Annotated in this window: 28 protein-coding genes; 19 read left to right on the plus strand and 9 right to left on the minus strand. The window is 44.1% G+C overall.

Annotated features, from left to right (window positions below):
• Positions 1–122 precede the first annotated feature (122 nt).
• From QUB61_RS09065 to QUB61_RS09095, 7 genes are all read left to right on the plus strand, one after another.
• On the plus strand, positions 123–356 hold the full coding sequence (locus QUB61_RS09065) for a hypothetical protein (protein ID WP_333126835.1): 234 nt from the start codon (positions 123–125) through the stop codon (positions 354–356).
• A 344-nt stretch (positions 357–700) separates the two neighbouring features.
• Positions 701–988, plus strand: a complete 288-nt coding sequence (locus tag QUB61_RS09070; RefSeq protein WP_333126833.1) for a hypothetical protein — start codon at positions 701–703, stop codon at positions 986–988.
• 331 nt (positions 989–1,319) lie between these two features.
• On the plus strand, positions 1,320–2,864 hold the full coding sequence (locus QUB61_RS09075) for a HEAT repeat domain-containing protein (protein ID WP_333126832.1): 1,545 nt from the start codon (positions 1,320–1,322) through the stop codon (positions 2,862–2,864).
• Between the two features lie 618 nt (positions 2,865–3,482).
• Positions 3,483–6,551, plus strand: a complete 3,069-nt coding sequence (locus QUB61_RS09080; RefSeq protein ID WP_333126830.1) for a HEAT repeat domain-containing protein — start codon at positions 3,483–3,485, stop codon at positions 6,549–6,551.
• Between the two features lie 252 nt (positions 6,552–6,803).
• Positions 6,804–7,547, plus strand: a complete 744-nt coding sequence (locus QUB61_RS09085) for a Uma2 family endonuclease (RefSeq protein WP_333126827.1) — start codon at positions 6,804–6,806, stop codon at positions 7,545–7,547.
• A 250-nt stretch (positions 7,548–7,797) separates the two neighbouring features.
• Positions 7,798–10,356, plus strand: coding sequence for a leucine--tRNA ligase (leuS, locus tag QUB61_RS09090; protein ID WP_333126824.1), 2,559 nt, complete (start codon positions 7,798–7,800; stop codon positions 10,354–10,356).
• A 71-nt stretch (positions 10,357–10,427) separates the two neighbouring features.
• Positions 10,428–11,324 carry an alpha/beta fold hydrolase gene (locus tag QUB61_RS09095; protein WP_333126821.1) on the plus strand — a complete coding sequence of 299 codons (897 nt, stop codon included), beginning with the start codon at positions 10,428–10,430 and terminating at the stop codon, positions 11,322–11,324.
• Positions 11,325–11,430: 106 nt separating this feature from the next.
• Here QUB61_RS09095 and QUB61_RS09100 read toward each other — a convergent pair whose 3' ends face one another.
• Positions 11,431–12,240: an SAM-dependent chlorinase/fluorinase gene (locus QUB61_RS09100; RefSeq protein ID WP_333126819.1), complete on the minus strand. Its 810-nt coding sequence runs from the start codon at positions 12,238–12,240 to the stop codon at positions 11,431–11,433.
• Positions 12,241–12,258: 18 nt separating this feature from the next.
• Here QUB61_RS09100 and QUB61_RS09105 point away from each other — a divergent pair, with 18 nt between their 5' ends.
• Positions 12,259–13,107, plus strand: a complete 849-nt coding sequence (locus QUB61_RS09105; RefSeq protein WP_333126816.1) for a DUF3598 family protein — start codon at positions 12,259–12,261, stop codon at positions 13,105–13,107.
• 146 nt (positions 13,108–13,253) lie between these two features.
• Here QUB61_RS09105 and QUB61_RS09110 read toward each other — a convergent pair whose 3' ends face one another.
• From QUB61_RS09110 to QUB61_RS09120, 3 genes are all read right to left on the minus strand, one after another.
• Positions 13,254–13,931 carry a GIY-YIG nuclease family protein gene (locus QUB61_RS09110; RefSeq protein WP_333126813.1) on the minus strand — a complete coding sequence of 226 codons (678 nt, stop codon included), beginning with the start codon at positions 13,929–13,931 and terminating at the stop codon, positions 13,254–13,256.
• Between the two features lie 141 nt (positions 13,932–14,072).
• Positions 14,073–14,936 (minus strand): aldo/keto reductase, encoded by an 864-nt coding sequence (locus tag QUB61_RS09115; RefSeq protein ID WP_333126810.1) that lies wholly within the window; start codon positions 14,934–14,936, stop codon positions 14,073–14,075.
• Positions 14,937–15,161: 225 nt separating this feature from the next.
• Positions 15,162–15,956 carry an ABC transporter permease gene (locus tag QUB61_RS09120; RefSeq protein WP_333126808.1) on the minus strand — a complete coding sequence of 265 codons (795 nt, stop codon included), beginning with the start codon at positions 15,954–15,956 and terminating at the stop codon, positions 15,162–15,164.
• Between the two features lie 447 nt (positions 15,957–16,403).
• Between QUB61_RS09120 and QUB61_RS09125 the strand changes: the two genes are divergently transcribed.
• The 8 genes from QUB61_RS09125 to QUB61_RS09160 all read left to right on the plus strand — a co-directional run bounded on the left by QUB61_RS09125 (position 16,404) and on the right by QUB61_RS09160 (position 20,642).
• Positions 16,404–16,667, plus strand: coding sequence for a hypothetical protein (locus QUB61_RS09125; RefSeq protein ID WP_333126806.1), 264 nt, complete (start codon positions 16,404–16,406; stop codon positions 16,665–16,667).
• The gene (locus tag QUB61_RS09130; protein WP_333126804.1) at positions 16,624–17,304 is read left to right on the plus strand and encodes a radical SAM protein; all 681 of its coding nucleotides are present in this window, start codon (positions 16,624–16,626) and stop codon (positions 17,302–17,304) included. The genes QUB61_RS09125 and QUB61_RS09130 overlap by 44 nt, the downstream gene beginning before the upstream one ends.
• Positions 17,305–17,310: 6 nt before the next feature.
• On the plus strand, positions 17,311–17,481 hold the full coding sequence (locus QUB61_RS09135; RefSeq protein WP_333126801.1) for an SPASM domain-containing protein: 171 nt from the start codon (positions 17,311–17,313) through the stop codon (positions 17,479–17,481).
• A gap of 981 nt (positions 17,482–18,462) precedes the next feature.
• Positions 18,463–18,774 carry a hypothetical protein gene (locus QUB61_RS09140; RefSeq protein ID WP_333126798.1) on the plus strand — a complete coding sequence of 104 codons (312 nt, stop codon included), beginning with the start codon at positions 18,463–18,465 and terminating at the stop codon, positions 18,772–18,774.
• Positions 18,775–18,939: 165 nt separating this feature from the next.
• Positions 18,940–19,134: a hypothetical protein gene (locus QUB61_RS09145; RefSeq protein WP_333126795.1), complete on the plus strand. Its 195-nt coding sequence runs from the start codon at positions 18,940–18,942 to the stop codon at positions 19,132–19,134.
• The gene (locus QUB61_RS09150; protein WP_333126792.1) at positions 19,119–19,436 is read left to right on the plus strand and encodes a type II toxin-antitoxin system PemK/MazF family toxin; all 318 of its coding nucleotides are present in this window, start codon (positions 19,119–19,121) and stop codon (positions 19,434–19,436) included. Before QUB61_RS09145 ends, QUB61_RS09150 begins: the two co-directional genes overlap by 16 nt.
• A gap of 471 nt (positions 19,437–19,907) precedes the next feature.
• The gene (locus QUB61_RS09155; protein ID WP_333126790.1) at positions 19,908–20,288 is read left to right on the plus strand and encodes an endonuclease domain-containing protein; all 381 of its coding nucleotides are present in this window, start codon (positions 19,908–19,910) and stop codon (positions 20,286–20,288) included.
• Between the two features lie 57 nt (positions 20,289–20,345).
• Positions 20,346–20,642: a hypothetical protein gene (locus tag QUB61_RS09160; RefSeq protein ID WP_333126927.1), complete on the plus strand. Its 297-nt coding sequence runs from the start codon at positions 20,346–20,348 to the stop codon at positions 20,640–20,642.
• Here QUB61_RS09160 and QUB61_RS09165 read toward each other — a convergent pair.
• From QUB61_RS09165 to QUB61_RS09185, 5 genes are all read right to left on the minus strand, one after another.
• Complete coding sequence (locus QUB61_RS09165; RefSeq protein ID WP_333189910.1) at positions 20,572–20,967, minus strand: type II toxin-antitoxin system PemK/MazF family toxin; 396 nt, start codon at positions 20,965–20,967, stop codon at positions 20,572–20,574. The genes QUB61_RS09160 and QUB61_RS09165 overlap by 71 nt on opposite strands.
• A complete protein-coding gene (locus QUB61_RS09170) occupies positions 20,894–21,394 on the minus strand; it encodes a hypothetical protein (protein WP_333126785.1) in 501 nt (166 codons plus the stop codon). Before QUB61_RS09170 ends, QUB61_RS09165 begins: the two co-directional genes overlap by 74 nt.
• Positions 21,395–21,655: 261 nt before the next feature.
• Entirely contained in the window at positions 21,656–21,898 is a 243-nt protein-coding gene (locus QUB61_RS09175; protein ID WP_333126783.1) for a HEPN domain-containing protein, read from the minus strand.
• Entirely contained in the window at positions 21,895–22,278 is a 384-nt protein-coding gene (locus tag QUB61_RS09180) for a nucleotidyltransferase domain-containing protein (protein ID WP_333126781.1), read from the minus strand. Before QUB61_RS09180 ends, QUB61_RS09175 begins: the two co-directional genes overlap by 4 nt.
• A gap of 113 nt (positions 22,279–22,391) precedes the next feature.
• Positions 22,392–22,601, minus strand: a complete 210-nt coding sequence (locus QUB61_RS09185) for a hypothetical protein (protein ID WP_333126778.1) — start codon at positions 22,599–22,601, stop codon at positions 22,392–22,394.
• Positions 22,602–22,794: 193 nt separating this feature from the next.
• Here QUB61_RS09185 and QUB61_RS09190 point away from each other — a divergent pair, with 193 nt between their 5' ends.
• The 3 genes from QUB61_RS09190 to QUB61_RS09200 all read left to right on the plus strand — a co-directional run bounded on the left by QUB61_RS09190 (position 22,795) and on the right by QUB61_RS09200 (position 23,805).
• On the plus strand, positions 22,795–23,088 hold the full coding sequence (locus QUB61_RS09190; RefSeq protein WP_333126776.1) for a hypothetical protein: 294 nt from the start codon (positions 22,795–22,797) through the stop codon (positions 23,086–23,088).
• Entirely contained in the window at positions 23,088–23,444 is a 357-nt protein-coding gene (locus QUB61_RS09195; protein ID WP_333126772.1) for a type II toxin-antitoxin system PemK/MazF family toxin, read from the plus strand. Before QUB61_RS09190 ends, QUB61_RS09195 begins: the two co-directional genes overlap by 1 nt.
• Positions 23,445–23,622: 178 nt before the next feature.
• Entirely contained in the window at positions 23,623–23,805 is a 183-nt protein-coding gene (locus QUB61_RS09200) for a hypothetical protein (RefSeq protein ID WP_333126770.1), read from the plus strand.
• Positions 23,806–23,811 lie beyond the last annotated feature (6 nt).

Below are 23,811 nucleotides of genomic sequence, written 5' to 3' on the forward strand. Positions count from 1 at the left end.
CTGCAGATGATAGCGGGGGCGATCGCTCTTCTGAAATTGATTCTAATCTGATACAGGATTTTTTAGGTAAGCAAAGATAGAGGACACGGCAGTGCCGTTTCCCTACAGCGATCGATCGCTTGATGGGTGTACTTGATCAACGTGGAATCTATTGTAACTATCCAATTCCGCATCAAAACACTCTCAAGAAGACGGAGGCAGAGCCCATATGCGTTACCACGCTGGAGCTTGGTAAAATCAAAAATCAAAAATCAAATCAAAAATCAAAAATCAAAAATCAAAAATCAAAAATCAAAAATCAAAAATCGATTGACGGAGGCAGAGCCCATCTGCGTTACCACGCTGGAGCTTGGTAAAATCTCCAATCTCCAATCAAAAATCTCCAATCTCCAATCTCCAATCAAAAAATCAAAAATCAAAAATCAAAAATCGATTGACGCTGGCCCCCATCTGCGGCTACGCTTTTAAGTGTAAGGTTGCTTTGCTTGTACAGGAGGCAGCCCGCGTCGCCCAAAAATCTAGTTGCACTGCCCAAAGCTGCAGGAACAGCAATGGACAGCATAACCGCCAAACTGAGCAACCAGTCTGGAGGCTAACGGAGTATCTTAACATTCTCTGTGGCCGCCCTGCTGTGTGTTGAAATGCGGGGCGGCTGGATTTTTGGGTTTTCCTAGAAAACCCAAAGTCAGGAGAACATAATATGTCACAGGAATTCGTCCCCGACGAAAACGAATTCGTTAGCGCAGCCCTCGAAGAGGATTGCCCAAATTCCGAGCCCGCAGCAGTATCGGAACAGGATGTGCTGCTGGTAACGGTTGTGGGTTCGCCCCAGGGTGTGAGGGAAACGATTCTTACTTTGTACCGGCTGGGATTTGCACAAGTGGGCGATTGGAGTCCCCTACAGCGCGCGGCAAATCCGAAGCAGGTGATGAGTGTGCTGATTCGCCGGAAAGTGCGATCGACTGAAAGTAAGCCGCCGACAAGGTAATACGAATTTAATGTGAAGTTGCACATATCTCGATCCCCCTAAATCCCCCTTAAGAAGGGGGACTTTGATCAGAATCTTGTCCCCCCCTCCCGCGGGGGGCTAGGGGGGATCGGATTCTACGGGGCCTCATAAAAAATTGGTATAAGCTGCAGAATAATGCGCTTTTTCACTCTCCGGCAGGGGTTTAAACTGCTGCCGGAGTGCGGGAAAGTGCATTAAGTTGATATTTATTGATATTTATGGGCGATCGTCTCGCGTCCTTACCCGTACCTAAACTTTTCAGCTTCGCTATAATATTTCAAATTAAACCATACAAATCGAGCAAAAAGCAATGATAGATCCAGTCAGCGCGGGTTTGGGTTGGTTGTTGGTAGGGCCGATTTTACAGGAATTGGCTAAAGCAGCTTTAGACGACTACGTTAAAGATTTTTTTAAAGGTTGTATTAAAGATGTTGAAGGAATTGCAAAAAAGCCCTTCGCTCAAAATGCTGTTCTCGGTGCCCTGAAAGAGTTTCTCATATTGTTCGAGCAGGAATTAGAGCGATCTGGTTTAGATAAAAAACAGATCCGGCAATATCTGCAACCTTTAAAACAATTTGTCAAACAACCTCCTGTGCCGCAAGTTTTGGGAAGTGCGTTTCAAAGGAATTGTCAGGTTTTAAATACTGCTATCTTAGCTCAGTCTTGGCAAACTTTGACCTTACAGCATCCGCTGCGACGGAATTTGCCCACTTTGACTCGGATTGTTCCTTCTAATCTTCTTAAGGAGCAACCAACTCCCTCGCTGCCCCATGCGTTTAGTTGGGAACGAGTGGCAGAAAAATATCTGGCAAGTGTTAAAGTAATTATACAGCAAAATGCGGAACTACGAGAAATTCTGAACGATCAAAATTTGGACGGCATCTTGGGAAGTTTGACAGATAGTGACGCAATTCCGCCTGATTTTAACTTAGAAAGTTATCAAGAAAAACGGCGAGAACAAGATGGAGATTTGGATTTAGGTAATTTAGATACTAGGTCGGGAGACTGCGAACAACAACTAACAGTTAAAGAAATATTTATTCCCCACGCTCAATCAGAAAATAATTCGGAGGTGGTAATTTCAGGAGTACAAGAAATAGCACAGGGGTGGAAAGATGACCCCGCAACCTTACCTAACCTCAAACAACGCGCTCAATCAGACGATGATTGGACTGTGCGATTGTCAGCACTTCAAGAATTAGTACGTGGGTGGAAAGATGACCCAGAAACCTTACCTATCCTCAAACAACTGGCTCAATATGATGATGATTCTGCTGTGCGGTTTTCAGCCATTCAAGAATTAGCATGGGGGTGGAAAGATGACTCGGAGACCTTACCTTGGCTCAAACAACTGGCTCAATCTGAGGATAATTGGGATGTGCGACGTGCAGCAGTTCAAGAAATAGCACGGGGGTGGAACGATGACGCGGAAACCTTACCTTGGCTCAAACAACTGGCTCAATCTGAGGATAATGGGGAGGTGCGACAAGCAGCAGTTCAAGCATTAGCACGGGGGTGGAAAGATGACCCGGAAACCTTACCTTGGCTCAAACAACTTGCTCAATCAGACAATAATTGGGCTGTGCGACGTGCAGCAGTTCAAGAATTAGCACGGGGGTGGAAGGATGAGTCTGGGATATTTGAATTATTGGGCGATGTTGCTATCCATGACCCCTTCGATCGCGAGGATGAGTGGCAAGATAATCCCCGGCAAGCAGCTCTTGCAGCTACGATTGAGCTATATCCCGATCGCCCTCACACTTTAGAACTTGTGCGCGATCGCGCCCAGAACGATCGCGACCAAAAACTCCGCGAATTTGCCCAGGAAAAATTGACCCAATTAGAAGGCAAATGAGCGATATACTCGATGGGCGATCGCCATTTTTTCTAATTTTAGGGGCTTGTCGTTGGGTGGGGGCGGGTTTATGAGATTATTGGTTTTAAACATAGATGGTTGGTAAAACCCGCCCCTACAGATTTCTGAATTACCAATGATAAATTGCGTGTTGAACAATATCTATGTAGGGGCGGGTTTCACCCACAATAATTGCCTAAAACCCATAATCTGGTAAACCCGCCCCCACCCGATGACAAATTAAAAGGTACATTGCTGTGCGATCGAGATAGTCGATCGCCCCCAACTAAAATCACTGATACTACAATATATAATACAGAGAGGCGAGCCAAAATCCTTCTTAGCAAACGAACAAGTAGATAACGAAGGTTTTTCCTGGCGTTGCGCTGCCAAAGTCGATCGCAAATTATTGCGGCAGTGGTTCCTCAAAATTACCGATTACTCAGAAACCGGGTTTGTTCCGAAAACGCTGCATCTGAGCCTTTAACTGGTGAAAAACCCCGTTTCTTTGATATTTATGCGTAAGTCCTAGAAATATACACAGCGTGTCCTTAGCCATAGCTCAAATTTTGGGCCGCGGTATAATGTTGAATATTAAAGGCGATCGAGCAAAAAGCAATGATAGATCCAGTCAGCGCGGGTTTGGGTTGGTTGTTGGTGCAACCTATTTTGACGGAATTGGCTAAAGCAGCTTTAGACGACTACGTTAAAGATTTTTTTAAAGACTGCATTAAAGATGTTGAAGGAATTGCTAAAAAGCCCTTCGCTCAAAATGCAGTTCGCGATGCCCTGAAATCCTTTATTATATTGTTCGAGCAGGAATTAGAGCGATCGCAGTTAGATAAAAAACAGATTCAGCAATATCTGCAACCTTTAAAACAATTTATCAAACAACCTCCTGTGCGGCAAGTTTTGGGAAGTCCGTTTCAAGCAAATTGTCGGGTTTTAGATACTGCTATCTTATATCAGTCTTGGCAAACTTTGACCTTACAACGTTGGGTGGGACGGAAGTTGCCCACGTTGACTCGAATCCTACCTTCTAATTTTTTTAATGAGCGACCAGTTGCTTCGCTTCCCGATGCGTTTAGTTGGGAACGAGTGGCAGAGAACTATCTGGCAAGTGTTAAATCAATTATACAGCAAAATGCGAAACTACGAGAAATTCTGAATGCTCAAAATTTAGACGGTATCTTGGGACGTTTGACAGATAGTAGCCCTATTCCGGCTGATTTTAACTTAGAAAGTTATCAAGAAGGACTGCGAGAACAATATGAATATTTGGATTTAGCTAATTTAGATACTAGGTCTGGAGAATACGAACGACAACTGACTGTTAAAGAAATATTTATTCCCCAAAATGCGCGCTCCTGTCAGGAATATTTGCCGAAAGATTATGAATTACCCAAGGAGATTCAAAAGCGATTGCGGGAACGGGGAGACATAGCAGCCGAAGTCCGTCCCGAAGATTTGGAACGCTACCAGCAAGCTTACACTCAACAGCAAGCTGACTCGGTTTTGAAAGTAATTGATGATGTCAATTACCCTTATATAGTCATTCTCGGCGATCCGGGTTCTGGGAAATCTACGCTCTTAAAATACCTGGCGCTTCAGTGGGCCAAACTGTCTCCAAATCAGTTGTCATCTAAACGGATTCACTTACTGATTGAATTGCGAAAGTACAACAGCAGCACAGATGAAGAAAACTGCCGTGATTTCCTAGAATTTATGGAGCGCGGTTCTAGGTGGATCGGGCATTTAAACAAATCTATTTTGCACGAATTGCTGAACGCTGGCCGCGCTGTTGTCATGTTTGACGGGCTAGATGAAGTCTTTGAGGTGGAAAAACGCAATCGTATTGTTGACCAAATTCATGACTTCACTCAAGACTATCCAACGGTGAAAGTGATTGTCACTTCTCGCGTGATTGGCTACAAGCAGCCACGGCTAAAAAATGCTGAATTTCATCACTTCATGCTGCAAGATTTTGAACCGGAACAAATTCAAGATTTTATCCAGAAGTGGCACGAATTGACGTTTACAGACCGCTTGAAAAAAGCTGCAAGTTTAGAACGACTGGATAAAGCGATTGGGGAATCGAGGGCGATTCAAGAGTTAGCTGGAAATCCGCTGTTGCTGACGATGATGGCAATTCTGAATCGCAATCAAGAGTTACCGCGTTTTCGAGCTAAACTCTATGAAGAAGCTTCAAAAGTGCTGCTGCATAAATGGGATTTTGAGGTGAAAGAAAAACTAAATAATGACAGAGTTGACCCTTATGTAATTGATGAAGAAATCAAACAAAGTATCTGCGGGCGAATCGCCTACACAATGCAGTCTAGTAGCAAAAAATTAGGAAATATTATTAGTCGCCAGGATTTGCGGCAAACTATTACTGATTCATTGAGCGGCTTGATGGTAACTGGGGCAACTGCTTGTGCTAAGTTGATGGTAGACCAATTGCGCGATCGCAATTTTATCTTGTGCTTCTTGGGTGGATACAATGAAGATTATTTTGCTTTTGTCCACCGCACGTTTTTGGAATATTTTTGTGCTTGGGAGTTTGTCCGTCAATTTGAAAAACAAAAAACGCTTGAGTTAGAGGGTTTGATTGAAGTTTTTCGAGAGCATTGGCGAGATGAGTCTTGGCATGAAGTGTTGCGTTTAATGGCGGGAATGCTGGATGCTAATTTTACAGGTAAAATCCTAGAATCCTTGATTGGTGAAAATGGGGAAGCAGAAAAGTTTAGCAATCTATTTTTGGCGGCGCAGTGTGTTTCTGAAGTCAAGAATAGAAATAGTATTGATGAAATTGGTTGTAAGTTGCGCGATCGAGTTAAAGAGTTAACTAAATATGGAAATATCACTCCTTCTACACCTCAAGAATATCACAGCTTAGTTGATCAAATTCGCCGACAAGCAGTAGCAGCAGTTGCAACCACTTGGAAAGATGGCCCAGAAACCTTACCTTGGCTCAAACAACTGACTCAATCAGACGATAATTGGGCTGTGCGAGGTACAGCAGTCAAAGAAATAGCACGGGGGTGGAAAGATCACCCGGAAACCTTACCTTGGCTCAAACAACGCGCTCAATCAGACGATGATTCGGCTGTGCGATTTTCAGCCCTTCAAGAAATAGCACGGGGGTGGAAAGATCACCCGGAAACCTTACCTAACCTCAAACAACGGACTCAATCAGACGATAATTGGGGTGTGCGACTTTCAGCCCTTCAAGAATTAGCACGGGGGTGGAAAGATGACCCGGAAACCTTACCTTGGCTCAAACAACGCGCTCAATCAGACGATTATTGGCTTGTGCGATATGGAGCAGTCGAAGAAATAGCACGGGGGTGGAAAGATGACCCGGAAACCTTACCTTGGCTCAAACAACGCGCTCAATCAGACGATTATGGGTATGTGCGATTTTCAGCCCTTCAAGAAATAGCAATGTGGTGGAAAGATGACCCTGGAATATTTGAATTTTTGTGCGATGTTGCTATCAATGACCCCTTCGATCGCGAGGATGAGTGGCAAGGTAACCCGCGACAAGCAGCTCTTGCAGCTACGATCGAGCTATATCCCGATCGCCCTCAAACTTTAGAACTTGTGCGCGATCGCGCTCAGAACGATCGCGACCAAGAACTCCGCGAATGGGCCCAGAAAATATTGGCAATATTAGAACGCCAATGAGCGATATATTCGATCGCCGATCGCCATTTTTTATAATTTCAGGAGTCGTTGGGTGGGGGCGGGTTTATGAGATTATTGGTTTTACACATAGATGGTTGGTAAAACCCGCCCCTACAAATTTGTCAATTACCAATGATAAGTTGCGGGTTGTACAATATCTATGTAGGGGCGGGTTTCACCAACAATAATTGCCTCAAACCCATAATCTGGTAAACCCGCCCCGACCCGATGAACTTCTCGGAGACAACCACAATGCAAGTCACAACCGAAGAAATTATTTATCCATGCAGCGACGGTCAACCGATGGCAGATAGCACAATTCAATACAAACTAATTGTCACAATCAAAGAAGGTTGCGAGTCGCTGTTGAAAGATGACCCAAACGTGTTTATAGCCGCCGATTTACTGTGGTATCCGGTGGAGGGTAGAACAGATATTTCTCAAGCGCCCGATGTAATGGTGGTATTTGGGAGGCCAAAGGGCGATCGGCGTTCTTACCTACAATTTCGTGAAGATAATATTCCTCCCCAAGTCGTGTTTGAGATTCGCTCTTTCAGCGACAGCCAACTAAAAATGAACAAGAAATTTTCATTTTACAATCGCTATGGAGTCGAGGAGTATTACCTTTATGACCCAGCACAAAATGAGTTGACAGGTTGGCAAAAAATTGAAGGAATTTTAGAAGTAATTGAACCGATGGAGGGCTGGATAAGTCCAAGATTGGGAGTGCGGTTTGAGTTAGAATCGGAAGGGTTAGAACTTTATCGACCTGATGGACAAAAGTTTCTTTCCTATTCCGAATTAGATGAACAGCGAGAATTAGAGCGACGGCGTGCCGAACAACAATTTCAGCGCGCCGAACAACAATTTCAGCGGGCAGAACAACAATTTCAGCGGGCAGAAGAAGCCTCGCAGCGGGCCGAACAAGAAGCTCAAAAAGCCGAACGTTTAGCCGCCAAACTGCGCGAATTGAACATCGATCCAGATACCATCTAAGCTCGAACTAGGAGAATAAACCCGGTTTGTCAAAGAAATCGGGTTTCTGGGGATTGCAGTTATTTACTTTTTTCAGGGCGAATCGGGATATTTGGTCGATCGCCCCCCAGCTAAAATTACATATACTACAATATATAATACAGATATTTGAGCCAAAATCCTTGGAGCTCAGAAAAATCAGAATCGAAGCCCCTTGAATGTGTAAAAATACTGAAGCAAACATTACTAAAGCTTACACGGAGCAATTGTTGTGGATTCCAGATATAACCCCCAATCCATAGAACAAAAATGGCAGCAGACATGGGCTGAGCAAAACTTAGACCAGATGCCAGAAGATACCCAAAAGCCTAAATTTTATGCCTTATCCATGTTCCCCTACCCCTCGGGAAACCTGCACATGGGGCACGTCCGCAACTACACAATCATCGATGTAATTGCCAGACTCAAGCGAATGCAAGGCTATCGCGTACTCAATCCGATGGGGTGGGACGCTTTTGGTTTGCCCGCAGAAAATGCCGCCATTGAGCGCGGAATTGCCCCGGCAAAATGGACCTATGAAAATATTGCCCAAATGAAAGGCTTATTTCGCAGTCTCGGCATCTCCTTTGATTGGACAAAAGAAGTTACAACTTGTTCTCCCGATTATTATCGGTGGACTCAATGGATTTTCTTGCAATTTTTAGAAGCAGGATTAGCTTATCAAAAAGAAGCGGCAGTTAATTGGGACCCCATCGACCAAACAGTCTTAGCAAACGAACAAGTAGATAACGAAGGACGTTCCTGGCGTTCCGGTGCCAAAGTCGAGCGCAAATTATTGCGGCAGTGGTTCCTCAAAATTACCGATTACGCCGAACAGTTATTAAACGACTTAGACAAATTGCCAGATTGGCCCGAAAGAGTCAAATTAATGCAAGCCAACTGGATCGGCAAATCAGTCGGCGCTTACTTAGAATTTCCGATTGTCGGAATGGATGAAAAAATCGCCGTTTTTACCACACGTCCCGATACAGTTTACGGCGTCAGTTACCTTGTTTTAGCGCCGGAACATCCACTAACTCAGCGCGTGACAACCGCAGACAGAAAAGTCGCCGTAGAAACCTTCATCAAAGAAGTCGCCGCCCAAAGCGAGATCGATCGCACAGCCGAAGACAAACCAAAGCGCGGCATCCCCACAGGCGGCAAAGCAATCAATCCTTTCAGCGGCGAAGAAATTCCCATTTGGATTGCCGATTATGTGCTGTACGAATACGGCACCGGCGCAGTCATGGGAGTACCCGCCCACGACACGCGAGATTTCAAATTTGCCAATCAATATCAACTGCCAATTAAAGTAGTAATTGTAGATGATGATGAGATGCCGCTGACGGAAGCTTACACCGAACCCGGAATTATGATTAATTCCCAAAGCTTCAACGGCATGGATTCAATTAAAGGCAAAGCAGCAATTATTAGAGCGGCCGAAGATGCAGGTTGTGGCAAAGCGCGAGTGCAATATCGCTTGAGAGATTGGCTAATTTCTAGACAGCGTTATTGGGGCGCTCCGATTCCTGTAATTCACTGTCCCACCTGCGGAACAGTCCCCGTACCCGCATCGGATTTGCCCGTATTGTTGCCGGAAAATGTAGAATTTACGGGCAAAGGTTCGCCCTTGGCAAAGATGGAAGAATGGGTAAACGTTCCTTGTCCGAGTTGCGGCACTCCGGCGAAGCGGGAAACAGACACGATGGATACTTTTATCGATTCTTCGTGGTATTTCTTGCGCTATCCCGATGCTCAAAATCAAGAGCAAGTCTTCGATACGGCGAAGACAAATGATTGGATGCCCGTAGACCAATATGTCGGCGGCATCGAACACGCAATCTTGCACTTGCTGTATTCGCGGTTCTTTACCAAGGTTTTGCGCGATCGGGGTTTGATCGATTGTGACGAACCATTTAAACGCCTGTTAACTCAAGGCATGGTGCAAGCAATGGCCTATAAAAATCCTGTTACTGGCAAATACTTTCCCCCAGCAGATATAGACCCCGAAAATCCCAAAGATCCTCAAACTGGCGAAGCTTTGCAAGTCTTCTACGAGAAGATGTCCAAATCAAAATACAATGGTGTTGACCCCTTGGAAGTTATGGGCAAATATGGGGTAGATACGGCGCGGATGTTTATTTTATTCAAAGCGCCGCCAGAGAAGGATTTGGAGTGGGAGGACGCTGATGTGGAAGGGCAATTTCGCTTTTTAAATCGCGTTTGGCGCCTGGTGACAGAGTTTGCTGCACGAGTCCCTGCCTCCCCCGGTCAAGGGGGAGAGAAAGAGGTATTAAGTAAACCTGAGAAGGATTTGCGGCGGGCGATTCACACTGCAATTAAGGCAGTGAGCGAAGATTTGGAGGGCGATTATCAGTTCAATACTGCTGTTTCGGAAATGATGAAACTCAGCAATGCTTTGAATGATGCTAAATGTAAAGATTCGCCAATTTATGCAGAAGGAATTAACACTTTGATTCGCTTGTTAGCGCCTTTTGCGCCGCATATTGCTGATGAATTGTGGCACAATACTGGTAACAGTGAATCGGTACACAAGCAAACTTGGCCGAGTGTGGATGCTTCTGCCTTAATTACCGATGAAATTACACTGGTAATTCAAGTAATGGGCAAAACTCGCGGCACAATTCAAGTGCCTTCTGGTGCTGATAAAGCTGCTTTGGAAAAGTTTGCTCGCGAGTCGGAATTAGCCAAGCGTCACCTGGAAGGTAAGGAGATTAAAAAGGTAATTGTGGTGCCTGGAAAGTTGGTTAATTTCGTGGTAGCTGGATAAAGATGAGAAACCCGGTTTCTTTAATAAACCGGGTTTCTGAGACTTGCAGTTAACAAGTAGCCATGCCAAAAATGAGCAAGCTAAACAAGACAAAAAAACCTTTTTTGAGAGGGCTATTGTGTTTAGGAAAGATTTGGGCGATCGCCTACATTGCTTCCTGTATACTCTTGTTTTTTCTGCAAACTCGTTTGATCTTTCAGCCAACACCTACAATCGCCAAAACACCGGATGCTTTTAACATCCCTTACCAAGAAGTTTGGTTGCCAGTTAAGGGTCGATCGCGCAAAATTGAAAAACTTCACGGTTGGTGGCTGCCCGCCGCAAATCGAAAATCATTAGGAACTTTATTGTACCTGCACGGCAGGGGTTTGAACATCGGTGCGAATATCACTCAATCTTACCGCTTTCGGCAATTGGGTTTTTCTGTATTGCTGATTGATTACCGGGGTTACGGCCGCAGTCAAGGCAGTTTCCCGAAGGAATCACAAGTATATGAAGATGCTGAAGTTGCTTATAATTATTTAGTTAAGCAGCGGCAATTGTTGCCTAACCAAATTTTATTTTATGGTCATTCAATGGGAGGTGCTGTTGCTATTGAGTTAGCAATAAGGCATCCAGAAGCTGCTGGTTTGATTGTCCACAATTCGTTTACTTCTATGGTGGATATGGTGGAAAATAATGCTTATATGCGATTTTTTCCGGTGCGGTTGTTGCTGACGCAAAGGTTTGATTCTCTTGCTAAGGTCAAATCACTGCGAATGCCGATTTTGTTTGTTCACGGGATTGCCGATTCTTTTGTTCCTGCTACTATGAGCAAAAAGTTATATGCTAGTTCTCCTGAATCTAAAAAACTTTTGCTAGTTCCTAATGCTAGGCACAATAATGGAGATGCTTTTTTTAATAATCCCGAATATCGCCAAACTATTGTGGATTTTGCCGCAAAAGTAATCGAGCGAAAAAAGCTATGACTTACGCACTTCGCCTTCATAACCGGGTTTTTTAGGGAATCTGCTGATTCTAACAAAGTATTTTCGTAAAAAACCCGGTTTCTGAGCACCGATGCCTAAGTCCTATTTAATTGTTAGTTTCAAAAAGCAATTGCACGATCGCCCCGCATTCCAATTTTAATACTGATTGAGCGCTGCCGCCATTAACGGCAATTTCTACCCAACCGTCAGAACCAGTTATGGCAATTAAATCGCCCGGTTCGGTGTCGCTGTAGGTTTTACCGCTGGGGATGCGAATTGCACCAGAACTATTGCTAATTGTCAATGACCAATTGTTACCTATAATGCAATTATTGGGGATATTAGTAATTAGGTTGCCGAAGCGATCGACATATTGAATGCAGCCTGCTGCACCTGTGGCTGTAACGGCACAATTTGGTATCTCTAACTCTACTAAACTTGCAGGGTCGATCGCCTGTCCCAAGTCTTCCAGCGCCACCCCGTTGGCCAAGTGAGCGCCTGCTGCTGCGAAAATATCGCGACCGTGAAAAGTGCTGCTGGGTTGAGGTGTGCGCCAGTATTGAGAATTCGTGAGTTCGACAGAGGATCTCGCACTTTCCCGACTCAACACCCCGCTAAACAACCCGTTATCGGGCCCGACCAGAAAGCAATTAGCACATTTAATCGCAACCGGGCGCCTCTTGCTTCCCACCCCCGGATCGACGACAGCAACGTGTACGGTTTCCGGCGGAAAATAAGCAAAAGCAGTCATCAAACAAAACCTCGCCGCCGCAATATTTTGAGAGGGTATTTGGTGCGTGATGTCAATTACTTTTAACTGCGGGTTAATTTGGGCGATCGCACCTTTCATCACTCCTGCATAAACATCGCTTAATCCAAAATCCGTCAGTAGAGTTATAATTCTATTTTTAGACATATATCCAAAGGTAAGAATATGGTAGCGCAGTGGGAAAATTTTCTGCAAAACTTGGGAGAATGGCACGGTTCCTTCACTCAGCTATCAACGCGAGGAGAGGTACTTCAAGATACTCCTAGCATTATTTCTCTCGAAGGTTTCAATGACAACAAAACTCTGCGATTGAAACTCCGTCGGTTTTCCCCAAATCCTAGCGGTGTCGGCGAACCGGAAGTCAGCGAACTTGTTCGAGAATATCAAGCTTTGGGACGAGATATCCTATTTTTTGAGAATGGAGCTTTTTCTCAGGGTACTATTCAACTAGCGCCTTATTCTGAGTGCGGTGGCGAGTTTGGTTTTATCTACAATTATCGCCGGTTGCGCTTCCTTCTGATCTACAATACCGACGGCAATTTATCAACACTTACCTTAATTCGGGAAAAGCAGCTTGATAAAAATGTCCCCGAACGTCCGCCTTTAACTGTTGACGATTTGCTGGGAGAGTGGCAGGGCGAGGCCGTGACAATGTATCCCGATTGGCGTTCTCCTGACTTTTATTCTACCAAAATGCAATTGCATTTAGAAAGTAGCGATCGCCTAGTGTATAAAATTACTTTTGGCAGTAATGCTACTGTTATCAGTTCTAGCGGCAGGATTGACGGTTCAGTTTTACACTTTAACGAAGGTGCTTCGCCCGTGCAAGTTTTGCTCCTTCCTGACGGCGGTTCTTGCACTTTACCTGTCAAGATTGAATTGAGAAAACCTATATTTTTCGAGGTCGGTTGGTTGGTAGAACCTGACTTGCGGTTTCGGATGATTCGCAGTTACAATGAGCGGGGTGAATGGGTAAGTTTGACTTTAGTTACTGAACGAAAAATTAGTCATTAATCCAGATCAGTTGTTGATGATTAATGTTGAGTCTTTTGGGCGGGCTAGGAGCAACGGCCCACAATAAACTTGATGTATTGTGGAACGGGCATCTTGCCCGTTCTAAAAATAGTACAAGATATCAGCACTACAAACATTTTTCAGATTTAGGAACCGGACTTTGTTTCCTGGGTTTGCGATTGAATCACCGCACTCCAATCATCATTGTTAACAGCCGCTTCCAAATCCTTACCACGTTCGCCCTCACTTTTGGCTGCTGTTTCTAACTCTTTGGTAAGAGTAGAATCTGCCATTGCTTTGCGCAATTTCAGCTTCTTTTCCTCATAAGCTTTTTGTTCTTCGGCAGACATTGCCGATCGCGCTGCTTGGCCTACCGTAGCCGCCCACATTTCGCTTTCAGCACCGTTTCCAGGCGGAATACTGCCAATGGATGCTATCCAAGCATCCCGCACACTTTCCATTTCTTCCCGCTTGGGGAATTTGAAAGTTTGCACGCGCAGGAAAGCACAATTTTCGGCGCCATTTTGGGCGATGTGACCGTTGATTGAAAGCAGGATATTTCGCGAATAACCTATATACTGAGTTTGGCGGGAAATATCCATTACAGCGTAAACGCCCGCGACTTTCGCGTTAGTTGCTAGAGCGCGCCACGTATCGATCGACATTACTTGCGTGCCGTCATTTTCTAATTCAGAAATAGCGGCTGCTGCGCTGTGTTCTGAGTCGGAACTGTATAAAAAGTTGTGCAGTCCTTCATGGGCGACAGGTACGTTTTGATGTTCAATTGCTACGTCTCGATCGGCATTCACTTGATTAGCTTCCATAAAACCCAATTCCTCAAAAAATGTCAACTTTACTCATTAAATCCCGCTTTCAGGGGCGGGAAAGATGCCCGCCCCACAATAAAGTTCTCTTTGTGGAACAGGCATCTTGCCTGTTCTATTGTTTTTTTGGCCCTTATCTACTTAACTTACTGCAATTTGTTGCAATTCCTCGTCAGTCAATTTAACTTCAAGCGCCCGCAAAGAGTCCTCAATACTCGATACTTTGGTGGCACCGGGAATCGGAACGACGCAGGGCGACTGTGCCATCAACCAAGCTAATACTATACAGTAAACTGAAACGTTTTTTTCTGCTGCTAATTTTGAGATCGCGGACTTATCTTGCAAGCTGGCAGCGCGGCGGCTTCCTCCCAGAGGGCTCCAGGGAAAAAATGTCAGTTTTTCGGTTTCGCAATATTCCAGAACGCCGTCTGATTCCGGTTGTCTGTGCCACGGATTGTACTGATTCTGCACGGAGACAACTTCGACTGTATCGCGGGCGCGTTTGATTTGCTCTACAGAAAAGTTGGAAACTCCAATAAATCGAATCATTCCTGCTTCTACTGCTTCTTTTGCAGGTGCTAGGGCTTCCTCGATTGTATAACCGGGATCGGGCGAGTGATATTGCCAAAGGTCGATCGGTTCCTTGCCGCCCAATGCTTCAAAACTTTCCCGAATTGTCTTGCGTAAATGGTGGGGGTTGCCATTGCGCGTCCATGCACCTTGAGGCCGCATTAAGCCGCCTTTAGTGGCGACAGTAACGGCCCTAATATCTCCGCTGTACTCTTGCAAAGCTTTGGCAATCAGGTGCTCGTTGTGGTGTTTGTCGGATTCATCTTGGCAGTAGGAATCTGCGGTGTCAAGTAGGGTGACACCCAAATCGAGGGCGCGGTGAATTACCGCAATTGATTGCGATTCGGGCGGTCTGCTGCTTAAGGACATTGGCATACATCCAAGACCGATCGCGCTGATAGTAAAATTACTGTTCCCCAGTTTTTTTCTTTTCATTGGTTTGCCTTCGTTTGCGTGGTTTATTTCCAGTTTACCTTTCAAGGATATGTGGAATCTTGACATTTTTTAACTATCTAAATAAATAGAAAAAAAATATTTTGTAGATAAGCTGTTTGGCTTTTAAGATGTATATTTCAATTCCCTATTCCCCACTTGTCAAATCCTCTCTCCCTCAAACATAATAGACAATCTAGATGCGGCGCAGCTTACCTACCTACTTAACTAGCTGGAAGCGCTGGTGTAAAAGCGGAGTGCAAATTGCCAGAAGTAGCGGGAGAAAAATAAAAGCCCGATCGCCAATATTCCCGCCCCTGCGATCCAAACGATTTCACCTCTCCCCAGCATGGCTTCTGCAGGCACAGTCGTCAAGAAGGCAACGGGAACTACGAAAGTGAAGAAAAATCGATAAGCTGCGGGATAAGCTGCCATGGGAAATCTACCCGCTTCTAACAATCCTTGGAGGACTTCGGTAACGTTGGAAATTTTGACAAACCAAATGCTGGTTGCACCTAACATAAACCATATACTGTAAAGAGTAATAGTTCCGAATAACAGCGGTATTGCTGTTAAAAAATAGTTGCCGATTTCTACTCCCAACTTGTTAGCAGCATATAGCAGCAATACGGCACCGAAGATTACATCTGGAAGTCCCCAAGGGGAAACTGTGTTTGCAGACAGCCAGAATTGGGAACTGATGGGTTTGAGGAGTACGAAATCGAGAGTACCTTGCTGCACTCGATCGACAATACGGCTGAGGTTGGGCTCGAGAAAGGTTGACGAAAACCCCTGCAAAAGCGTAAAAATGCCGAGTACAACTAAAGCCTCTTCCCATGAATAGCCCGAAAACCTGTAGCCGGTACGGTAGAACAAAAACAGCCCAAACAAGCTGCCAGCAAGATTTCCGAGGCTGCTGACGGCCGCGAGGACAAAGTTGATGCGGTATTCTAGTTCTGCTGCGATCGCTGCACCCCAGAACAATTTCAGTACGTGGAAATATCGTCCCATGTTTGTCGCCATTTTTTGCCGTGTAAATACTTAAATTCCCCTATTGTAAAGCTTGTGTAAAGTTAACTGCTGTACGGGCTGCTCATTTCACTATAACTTTAAATTATTTATACCGCTTACTTAAGTAGCTTTACTGAGACCCAGTATTAAGTTATTTAACAAAAATTAAACAAAAATTACAATTATTAATTTAAGTCAATTTTAAAGCAATATATTTGGGCCATTATTAAACATGATTCATCTATTAACACAAAGCATCGCTTGATTAATTACAAATACTCATATTTTACAATTATTAACACTATAAAAATTTGACAAACATCTAGCCCTACCCAAACGGAATGCTGATCGTGGTGCATACGTACTCAAAAGGGATACGTAATTAGCAATACCTCATCATACGTACAATACAGAGTTTGAGAAATTCACTTAACTAACAACGCATAAGGAAAAAAAGACATGGATGCTTTAACATTATCGAGACTGGGCGTCAAGCACACCCAGAGTGCAGTAGCCGAATCGCTGCGGATCAATACAGGATACGACATGACAAGCCCAGCCACTTTTTACGGGATTGTCAACGAGCACTGCAATGTTAAATGCCGCCAGTGCGAGTATTGGCGACTCAAAGAATATAAAGACGAAATTTTGACGTATCGAAGAATGGCAAAATGCCCTCTTGAGCGTCAAAGAATTTGTGGGCGAATTTTCCATCAACTTTAGCGGCGGCGAACCTTATATTAAAAAAGGTTTTCTAGACTTGCTGGCCTTTGCGAATAAAAATGGCATTCACGCCGGCGTCACCACCAACGGCTATTGCATGACTAAGGAAAACGCAGCCAAAACTGTCGCTGCTCGTCCTTTTAATGTGAATATGTCCGTTGACGGGCCGAATGCAGAACTGCACGATTATTTGCGCGGTCAACCGGGATTGTTCGATCGGTTTTCTAAAGGAATCGGTTATCTGCGCGAAGAACAAGAAAAACAGAACGTCGTGTTTCCGATCAACGTCAAACCGACAATTAACCGGCTCAACTTCCGCCACCTCCCGGAAATAGTCACCTGGGCTCAGGGAATTGGGGCGACGACGGTGAACTTCCAACCGGTCAACCGCTGGACGCCAGAAACATTCGAGGAATTGTGGATTGAAAAAGAAGACATGGAGGAATTCTCACAAGTAATCGAGCGCCTAATTGAAATGAAGCAGAACGGCGCTCCGATTATGAACAGCGATGAAGTGTTGCGATTGATGATTCCTCATTTTGCGGAAGAAAAAGCTCCAGATTCAACTCGTCCTTGTCGCGTTGGACTGCGCAATTACTGGATTGATACGCGCGGCGATGTGAAATTGTGCGATTAGTTTCCGGTGATTGGTAATGTCAAAAACGCCAGCGCTCGCGAGATTTGGTACGGCGAAAAAGCTCAGGAAGTCCGCCGCGATACTTTGAATTGTGGCAAGCTTTGTCTGATTACTTGTGTCTCGCAAAAGACGATTTTGGACAAGGTGAAAATGGGGATGAAGTTATTAAAGAATTGAGGTGTGAGGAGTGTTAATATTGCTTTTGTTCAGGGTGGCCGGGTTTTATCAGAAACCCGGTTTTTTTGTTTGATGAATTGTATTCCCGTTCGGTTTGGCTAAAGGACACGGCAATGCCGTTTCCCTACGAATACAATGTTTTGTATCAGTCGTAGGGTGCGTGACGGTGAAAAATCATTGCACCGCAGCCCTTTACTATTGACTGTCACGCACCGCTTTACCTGGGCAATATTTTTATTTTTCTTACCTGTGGCAGGATTATGGGGGATATTTTTCTCGCCAGCGGCAGGATACCCAGTATCAGCAGGCTGAATATTAAACCGAAAAGCAAACTCCAGATCGTCGTCGCCGTGAAGGAATGAAGCGGGAGAGAAAAATCGGGTTGCTATTTAATGGGTGTATCTTTGATTAGGGGATAGCTGGCCCAAAAGATTGATCCGCCGCCGATCGCAGTTCGGACAAAAAAGATGATATTCTCAAGTTGGCGAGATCGCTTTTTCTCTTTGTTTTCGTTCTTCCTGTCGATTTCGATTTGTTCTCGATCGCAATCTTTCTGCTCTTGTTCCTTTTGCTTGTATAATTCTATTTGTTCGCGCTCGCGCTGACGTTCCCTCTGTTCTTCCGGTTCAATTCCACCTGTTCGATTTCCACCATCCCGCGAATTGTGGATATTGTCTCCTAGAACAAATCTTGATTAGCGATCGGGTAGTTTAAGTATTTTTCAATTTGACTTTGATATTTGCGATCGCACCAACTCCGGAACTTCGGAAAAAACACCAGATTGTCGTTTTAAATAATGGACAACCTTTAATTTTAGCATAACTTTCGAGATAATTTTCCGCATTAATATCAACTGTATTGCTGTCTTCTCGCAAAGGCCGCAATTCCTTAGAATAATCAAATACTTGGCTTCAGATTTCAGCTAACAATTTTTTTAACTTCGCGAGTTTAATCTCTCGATTTTGTTCCGCTTCTATTTGAGTGAATTCGGGCAGCTTTCTTTCTAATTGGCTGGCTATTTGCTGCCCTCGGCGATCGACCTTTCCATGCCAAAAAGAGCGATGGACTTTTCCCTCTCAAAATGCGATCGTGTGCGCGTTGAGAAAAAGAGATAAAGTGCGATCGACCTTTCGATGCCAAAATGCGATCGACCTTTCGATGCCAAAATGCGATCGACCTTTCTATGACAAAAAGAGCGATCGACCTTTCCATACCAAAAAGAGCGATACGGCTGACGCCACGCTTCGCGAACGAGCTTTACATTACAAAAAAGCGATCGCCCTTTCCATTTAAAAGAGAATTCGACCTTTTGGCGTTAAATCAGTGGGTTAGTCGATCGCCCATTTTACTCAATCGCCACCGATCGCCCTTTTCATCCCTGACAAAAATACCGATCGCTGCTAATCTCAAAGATGCTATCATAGATTAACAGTTACTATGTCTTTATAGGTAAATAACATGAACGCTAAAGAACTGCTCCTTAAAGAAGTAGAAAACCTTCCCGAATTTATATTAGAAGAAGTCTGGGAATTTTTGCAAATTCTGAAAATAAAATATGATAAAAACCAGTTAGAAGCAAGCCTGCTAAGTGAATCTGCTTTGCAAAAAGATTGGTTGAAGTCAGAGGAGGATGAAGCATGGCAGAATTTGTAAAAGGTGATGTGGTAGTTGTTCCGTTCCCATTTTCAGATTTAACACAAGCCAAGCGCCGACCCGCTCTAGTCATAGCAAATTTGGCAGGAGACGATCTAATTCTTTGTCAGATTACTAGCCAGAGAATCGCCGATCGCTATGCTATTACCCTTGAAAATAGTGATTTTAGCGAGGGCGGACTTAACCAAACGAGCAACATAAGACCTCTTGCAAAAGTCCTTTTCATAAATTTATTGGACGGGCAAGATGCCCGTCCCACAAGAAAAATAACTCTTGTGGAATGGGCATCTTGCCCGTCCTAGTTATTTTTGCAAGAGGTCTATTAGACCTAATCGCTTGTTTACCGCTGACCGAAAAATTATACTTTATAAAGCCGGTAAGCTTAAACCTGAGAAGTTGAACGAGGCGATCGCTAAGATTGTTGAAATTATTCAGCAGTAATTCTCTGTTTTCAAGCGTTCCTCTGCTCAAAATGCTGTTAGACTACATTGTGTTGTGCGCTCGCCTGCGCGTTGAGAAAAAGGAGTAAAGGGATCTCGACCTTTCCATATCAAAAAGAGCGATCGACCTAGTTGTCGAGTAGACATGGTTTGGGATAAACTAATCCTGAAACTATTCCCTAGATATCCCCCCCTCACCTAGAATTTCAACTAACATCCAGTCCCCCCCTTCTTAAGGGGGGCTAGGGGGGATCATTCCAAGACTAAGCAACTCAACCTAGAATTTCAACTAACATCTTGTCCCCCCCTTCTTAAGGGGGGCTAGGGGGAATCATGCCTTTATTAAAAGACTCCAACTTCCACCTACCATACAACCCAAAACTCATCCCCATCGCCAAACAACTGCGGAAAAATCCAACTCCTGCGGAAAAAAAACTGTGGCAGGATTTTCTGAGAAATTTCCCTTTTCGAGTTTTGAGACAGCGCCCCATCGACAATTTTGTCGTAAATTTTTATGGTGCGGCTTTACTGTTAGTAATTGAGATTGATGGGGAGAGTCATTTTACGGAAGAAGGGAAACTATATGATGCAGAAAGAACCGGGATTTTACAGGGGTATGGATTGAAGGTTGTCAGGTTTACTAATGTTGAGGTGTTGCAGAGTTTTGAGGGGGTTTGTGGGGAGTTGTGGGGTTTGATTGAGGGTGATTTTTGAGGGTAGATCCCCCCTAGCCCCCCTTAAGAAGGGGGGGACATGAGGGAGGAGAGTTGAATGGGTGGCTGGATGCGATCGAGGCGATCGGATACAATATTAGGCAACATAATTCAATTGTACTATGGAAAAGTTGACTCAATATCGATCGATCGCGCGATTCGTAAAAAGAGCGATCGACCTTTCCATGACAAAAGAGCGAGATCCCTTTCCATACCCACCCTTTCCATACCCAAAAGAGCGAGCGATCGACCTTTCCATCCCAAAAGAGCGATCGACCTTCTCCCTAATTCACAAGATAATCACTCAGAGTTTTTAGTAAGCGTTGATGTCGCTCTGAGGAAATACCTCCAATAGAACCGATAATTTGATTGCGAGGCACTACAGCAAGGAAACCTAACCGAATTAACGATTGAGACCGTAAACCACTGGCAGCAAAGTCTGGGTCTGAAGGGGAAATAAAATCCTCAAAATCTGGAACCTGTTGATGTAGTTGGGTGCTAACACCACAAACTAAAAAATCTCCATAAGGAGGTAGTTCCCTCAGAAGGAGGACTGGACGATTCTTAATTGTCCCGTCAGCTTGAGGAATAGGGGTGAGAACAACATCAGCTTCCTGCATAGTCAGGATTTGGTGTTTTAATTGCATCAAGCGGGTAATCGTCGTTCTGATTGTAGGCATTGTTTAGTTGATGCCTTGACAACCACAACCAGGCTTCGCGTTCTGCTAATTGTTCCGGGAGGACTGTGACAATAAGTTTTATGTTTGGTTCAAGCTTATATGGTTCATCTAGCTGAATAGATTGCCCATCAAAATGTGCTGACAAAGAAATAAGCTTCATGGCTTGGATATCTTGAAGGGGAGTGCTTTTACTAAGTTTATCATATTTTGACGCTCTAGGGACACAGGCTTTGACCCGTTTCTCTACGATTAATTTGCTCCATTCCTTAGAAAAACGATCGCCCCTCCTCGAACCAAAAAGCGAAATTCCTCGATCGAGAAAAGCGCTCGACCTTTCCATTCCCAAAAGAGCGATCGACCTTTCCATGCCAAAAAGAGCGATCGACCTTTCCATATAGCCAAAAATAGCCAAAAAGCGATCGCACATTTTGACTTATTCCAAAAGGGCGATCGGAGGTTTGGCATATGGTATATAGGTCTGGCGATCGCGCTTCCCTGCAAAAACACTCGTAACCAAAAGGGATCTCGCACTTTTTGAGTAATTCCAAAAAGGCGATCGGAAAAGCTGGCAAGCATAATTCTGAAACTATTCCCTAGATTAAGGAGATGGTGGAGGAAGCGAATCAATATTAGCGAGCGCAAAATTGAGAAAGTATTCTGTCCGCGATATCAGTTGTTCGGCATCGGTTTATGTTATATTTGGATCGACATTATAATCAGCTCTGATACGAGTTCTTTCAGCATCAATTAGGTAGCGGTGCAGTTCTACAGGAACTCGATTAGTGCGAGCGAATCGTTCTCCAAAAGCTGCGATAACGGCTGAGTGTCGCGAATAGGATAGTCCTTCAGCTTCTAAAAATGCTGTGGCGATATAAAACATCGAATAGTAAGCACGGGAAGTCGCAAATTCAGGAAAACCTGTGTTGTTCAATTCTCTCGCTGCTTGCAAACTTCTATTCGCTTTATCCAGTAGTCTTTGTTGTTCTGGAATCCTATCGCCAACCCTTCTTGACGAATGTTGCGAAAGAAAGCATTATTGTGGTGATAAAATTGCTGGTCAGTGGTAAATGCACAGCTAATCAGCACATTATATTCTAAACATAAATCGGCCATGAGAATACTAATCTTCTCGCTTTCTTGAGAGTAGTTAAAGGATTTTTTGAGAACAATTAAGATGTCGATATCGGATTCTGGTGTAGCATCACCTCTAGCTTGGGAGCCAAAGAGAACTATTTTGTCTAATTGTTCGCCATAAATTTTTTTTAGACCTTGCTGAGTTTTTGTGATAATTGTTTGGATTTGTTTATTCATATTTCGCGCTCGCTTGTATTGAGGTGATTCGTGTTATTGAACAATTCTATTATATCAAAAAGGATCTCGCACATTTTGACTTATTCCAAAAGGGCGATCGCACTGTACGATCGCTAGTCGATCTTGGGTTTGCAATCGACAAAGGATAAAGCCTCTTCATCGAGATAACCGGCGAGCGCCATTTCAATTACTGCCCAAACTGGATAGTTCATTGTTTTAGCGCGCAGGGATAGTGCTTCACGAATGGTTTTGGGTAATCCTTCTAGAAAGATTTGTGCTAATTCCGGTGACAGATGTTCGGTGATGATAGGCTGAGTTTGCATAGAATTAGTCCCTCGCTGGAATTTTCACGTTATAGGGTGGGTTAACCGCTTGAATGATGAGGCTTTCTAATTCTGATGATAACTGAATCCACTGAGTAAAATCTAGCTGGTAAAAGGCGATAGCGATCGCACTCAACTGGAAGCTAATAGTTGTATAATAGACTAGCTAGACAAGCGCAAAAACTGAAAACCTATGTCACAGGCAATCCTCAACCAAATTGTTAATCAGCTTGAAATGCTGGAATTTTTCGAGTTACAGGAACTCGAACGCGCGATCGCAAAATATCTGGTCCAGAAACAGCAAGCTACTAAACAAAAACCCACTCAAAAATATGTTAGTAAAAAGCAATTATTTCAAGAATGGGATGCCATTTCTGATGAGGAAGCTGCGGTACTAAAAGCTGAGTTTACCACCGAAGATTTAGCTTTTGCAGAAGTCGTCTTAAGTGATTATCTGCCCCAACTTCAGCAACAGGATAAAAGTTGATGCTAGGAGATATTTATTTAGCCGATTTGAATCCTTCTAAAGGTTCAGAACAAGCAGGAATTAGACCAGTCATTATTGTACAACGAGATACACTAGACCGCTTTACTACGACGGTGATAGTAATTCCGGTAACAAGTAATCTGCGGCGTGCTAAAATACCGGGGACAATTATTTTACCAACAAATGAAGGTGGTTTAACACAAGATTCAGTCGTGCTTTGCTATCAAATAGTAGCGGTAGATAGAGAGCGATTAATTAAAAAAATCGGCACTCTTTCAGCAGATTATGTATCAAGATTACAGGTAGCATTGCAGTATACATTGCAAATGGATGAATTTGAGAATGTAGAAGAATAGAATGAGTTGAAGTGCGATCGCACTTTTTGACTTATTCCAAAAGGGCGCTCGCAGGTTTGGCATCTGGTATACATGAAGGGCGATCGCGCTTCCCTGCAAAAACATTCGTAACCAAAAGGGCGATCGGGCTTTTTGACTGATTGCAAAGGGGCGATCGCAGGTTTGGCATCTGGTATATATGAAGGGCGATCGTGCTTCCCTGCAAAAACATTCCCTCCAAAAAGAGCGATCGCACGTTTTGACTTATTCCAAAAGGGCGATCGACCTCGAGCGAGAAAAAGCATTAAAGGGCGATCGCCCTTCTCATCCCAAAAAAGCGATCACACCTTTGATCAAAACGTTTACGGTTGCTCGGAATTAATCCAGA

Source organism: Microcoleus sp. C2D2 (genome assembly GCF_036702495.1).
Classification (GTDB): domain Bacteria; phylum Cyanobacteriota; class Cyanobacteriia; order Cyanobacteriales; family Microcoleaceae; genus Microcoleus.

Bases quoted from the DNA above. Each gene is read 5' to 3' on its own strand.
- QUB61_RS09065 (WP_333126835.1), top strand. From the start codon at position 123: ATGGGTGTACTTGATCAACGTGGAATCTATTGTAACTATCCAATTCCG.
- QUB61_RS09070 (WP_333126833.1), top strand. From the start codon at position 701: ATGTCACAGGAATTCGTCCCCGACGAAAACGAATTCGTTAGCGCAGCC.
- QUB61_RS09075 (WP_333126832.1), top strand. From the start codon at position 1,320: ATGATAGATCCAGTCAGCGCGGGTTTGGGTTGGTTGTTGGTAGGGCCG.
- QUB61_RS09080 (WP_333126830.1), top strand. From the start codon at position 3,483: ATGATAGATCCAGTCAGCGCGGGTTTGGGTTGGTTGTTGGTGCAACCT.
- QUB61_RS09085 (WP_333126827.1), top strand. From the start codon at position 6,804: ATGCAAGTCACAACCGAAGAAATTATTTATCCATGCAGCGACGGTCAA.
- QUB61_RS09095 (WP_333126821.1), top strand. From the start codon at position 10,428: ATGAGCAAGCTAAACAAGACAAAAAAACCTTTTTTGAGAGGGCTATTG.
- QUB61_RS09100 (WP_333126819.1), bottom strand. From the start codon at position 12,240: ATGTCTAAAAATAGAATTATAACTCTACTGACGGATTTTGGATTAAGC.
- QUB61_RS09105 (WP_333126816.1), top strand. From the start codon at position 12,259: ATGGTAGCGCAGTGGGAAAATTTTCTGCAAAACTTGGGAGAATGGCAC.
- QUB61_RS09110 (WP_333126813.1), bottom strand. From the start codon at position 13,931: ATGGAAGCTAATCAAGTGAATGCCGATCGAGACGTAGCAATTGAACAT.
- QUB61_RS09115 (WP_333126810.1), bottom strand. From the start codon at position 14,936: ATGAAAAGAAAAAAACTGGGGAACAGTAATTTTACTATCAGCGCGATC.
- QUB61_RS09120 (WP_333126808.1), bottom strand. From the start codon at position 15,956: ATGGCGACAAACATGGGACGATATTTCCACGTACTGAAATTGTTCTGG.
- QUB61_RS09125 (WP_333126806.1), top strand. From the start codon at position 16,404: ATGGATGCTTTAACATTATCGAGACTGGGCGTCAAGCACACCCAGAGT.
- QUB61_RS09145 (WP_333126795.1), top strand. From the start codon at position 18,940: ATGAACGCTAAAGAACTGCTCCTTAAAGAAGTAGAAAACCTTCCCGAA.
- QUB61_RS09150 (WP_333126792.1), top strand. From the start codon at position 19,119: ATGGCAGAATTTGTAAAAGGTGATGTGGTAGTTGTTCCGTTCCCATTT.
- QUB61_RS09155 (WP_333126790.1), top strand. From the start codon at position 19,908: ATGCCTTTATTAAAAGACTCCAACTTCCACCTACCATACAACCCAAAA.
- QUB61_RS09160 (WP_333126927.1), top strand. From the start codon at position 20,346: ATGGGTGGCTGGATGCGATCGAGGCGATCGGATACAATATTAGGCAAC.
- QUB61_RS09165 (WP_333189910.1), bottom strand. From the start codon at position 20,967: ATGCCTACAATCAGAACGACGATTACCCGCTTGATGCAATTAAAACAC.
- QUB61_RS09170 (WP_333126785.1), bottom strand. From the start codon at position 21,394: ATGTGCGATCGCTTTTTGGCTATTTTTGGCTATATGGAAAGGTCGATC.
- QUB61_RS09180 (WP_333126781.1), bottom strand. From the start codon at position 22,278: ATGAATAAACAAATCCAAACAATTATCACAAAAACTCAGCAAGGTCTA.
- QUB61_RS09185 (WP_333126778.1), bottom strand. From the start codon at position 22,601: ATGCAAACTCAGCCTATCATCACCGAACATCTGTCACCGGAATTAGCA.
- QUB61_RS09190 (WP_333126776.1), top strand. From the start codon at position 22,795: ATGTCACAGGCAATCCTCAACCAAATTGTTAATCAGCTTGAAATGCTG.
- QUB61_RS09195 (WP_333126772.1), top strand. From the start codon at position 23,088: ATGCTAGGAGATATTTATTTAGCCGATTTGAATCCTTCTAAAGGTTCA.
- QUB61_RS09200 (WP_333126770.1), top strand. From the start codon at position 23,623: ATGAAGGGCGATCGTGCTTCCCTGCAAAAACATTCCCTCCAAAAAGAG.